Annotated in this window: 3 protein-coding genes; all 3 read left to right on the top strand. The window is 60.7% G+C overall.

Translation table 11 applies throughout. The annotated features are described in order from the left end of the window. On the top strand, window positions 1–343 hold a 343-nt coding region (locus V6C07_RS09565), incomplete at its 5' end, for an ACT domain-containing protein (RefSeq protein ID WP_333536201.1). Then, on the top strand, window positions 340–1,533 hold the full coding sequence (locus V6C07_RS09560) for an ATP-grasp domain-containing protein (protein WP_333536200.1): 1,194 nt from the start codon (window positions 340–342) through the stop codon (window positions 1,531–1,533). The genes V6C07_RS09565 and V6C07_RS09560, both read left to right, overlap by 4 nt. Window positions 1,534–1,549: 16 nt before the next feature. Beyond that, on the top strand, window positions 1,550–1,770 hold a 221-nt coding region (locus tag V6C07_RS09555), incomplete at its 3' end, for a YjbQ family protein (protein WP_333536199.1).

Here is a 1,770-nt window from a genome sequence, read left to right as displayed (position 1 = left end):
GGCCGTGGCCCGCGATGAACGGCCCAACAATACGGGATTTGTGGGCAAAGACCTGCCCAAGGCCGCCATTGTGCCGCCCGAAGAATGGCGCTCGTGCTACTATGTGCGCGTGATGGTGCAGGACGCTCCGGGCGTGCTGCGCGATCTTTCAGGCTGCATGGCCGCAGAAGGCATCAGCATGGCTCAGGTCATCCAGAAGTCCGATGAAGGCCAGGGCGTGCCGCTTGTTTTCATGACTCACGAAACCACGGCCCAGGCCATGAGCGACGCCCTGCAGCGCACTCTTGACGCCGGGCTGCTCAAAGAACCCGCGGTCTACTTCCGCGTGCTGGGTGGTGAATGATAATTCTCGATCAACCATACGTCTCGCCGGAACTGGCGGCCTATGCCGCCAACCGGCAGGAGCCCGTACTGGACAACGACATGGCCCGCGACTGCGCGGCCGAGCTTGAGGTCCTGGGCATACCCGCTCTCAACATTGTGTCTGAAGACCGTTTTGCCGCCCTGCTGCGCGAAGGGCAAGACCGTGAAGACGCCGTGCCTCCCCGCCTGTATACCTGCTCGGAAAACTCCCTTGCCTGGGTAACGGCCCATTGCGCGCAGCCTTTGGCCCGCGCCATTGAAAGACTCAAAAACAAGGCTCTTACCCGCGAACTGCTCCGCCCCCTGGACCCGGACTATTACTACCGCCGCCTTGATTTTGCGCAGATGCAGGCCCTGCCCTTCGACGAACTGCGCACGCCCTGCATACTCAAGCCCGCCGTGGGTTTTTTCAGCCTCGGCGTTTACCGCATCAACAATGCGGAAGACTGGCAGACCGCAAAGGCCGCCATTGCCGAAGAATCCACGCGCTGGTCGGAGCAGTATCCGCAGTCCGTGGTTGACGGCGGCGACTGGCTGCTGGAAGAATACATCGAGGGCGACGAATTTGCCGTGGACGTGTATTTTGACCAGAACGGCCGCGCCGTCATCTGCAACATCCTGCGCCATGAGTTTGCGGGAGCCGATGACGTGAGCGACCGCCTGTACTACACAAGCGCCGCCATCATCCGCGACCGCCTGGCTGAATTTGAAGCCTGGTTCAACAGGGTCAACGCCATTCTGGGGCTGCGGAACTTTCCAACGCATGTGGAGTTGCGCCGCAGCGCCGCCGGGCGCATTCTGCCCATAGAATTCAATCCGCTGCGCTTTGCCGGATGGTGCAGCACGGACGTGAGCCTTTTTGCCTGGGGCTTCCACTCTTACGGCTGCTTTCTTGAAGGCGCGCGCCCCTGTTGGGAAGAGGCGCTCAAGGGCAAAGAGGGCAATCTCTATACCCTCATGGCCCTGAACACACCCGCCAACTGCCCGACCATACGCGATTTTGACTATGAGGCCCTGTGCCGCCGCTTTGCAAAGGTGCTGCGCCTGCGCAAGAACGACTATTCCCGCTACGGCCTGTTCGGCTTTTTGTATACCGAAACCCCCGAAAACCAGCGGGAAGAACTGGACTATATCGCCAGTTCCGACCTGACGGAATTCGCGAGCTTCTGACAGCAGGAGGCTGCCTGTGCTGCATCTGGAAATTGAAACAACATGCCGTTGCGACATGCGCGACATCACAATGCAGCTACGCGGCCTGGTGCGGCGAAATTCCATTGAAAAGGGCTGGCGCAACGGCGTACTGGCCCTTTTTTGCCCGCACACCACCTGCGGCCTGACGGTCAACGAAGGGGCAGACCCCGACGTGCGCCGCGACATGCTCACCTTTTTCAGCGACCTCGTGCCGCG

The organism is Desulfovibrio sp. 1214_IL3152, from assembly GCF_036763055.1.
In the GTDB taxonomy this organism is placed as follows: Bacteria; Desulfobacterota; Desulfovibrionia; order Desulfovibrionales; family Desulfovibrionaceae; genus Desulfovibrio.
This window is presented reverse-complemented; position numbering and strand designations above follow the sequence as displayed.

Coding starts and splice junctions, on each gene's coding strand:
- V6C07_RS09560 (WP_333536200.1), top strand. CDS start 340: ATGATAATTCTCGATCAACCATACGTCTCGCCGGAACTGGCGGCCTAT.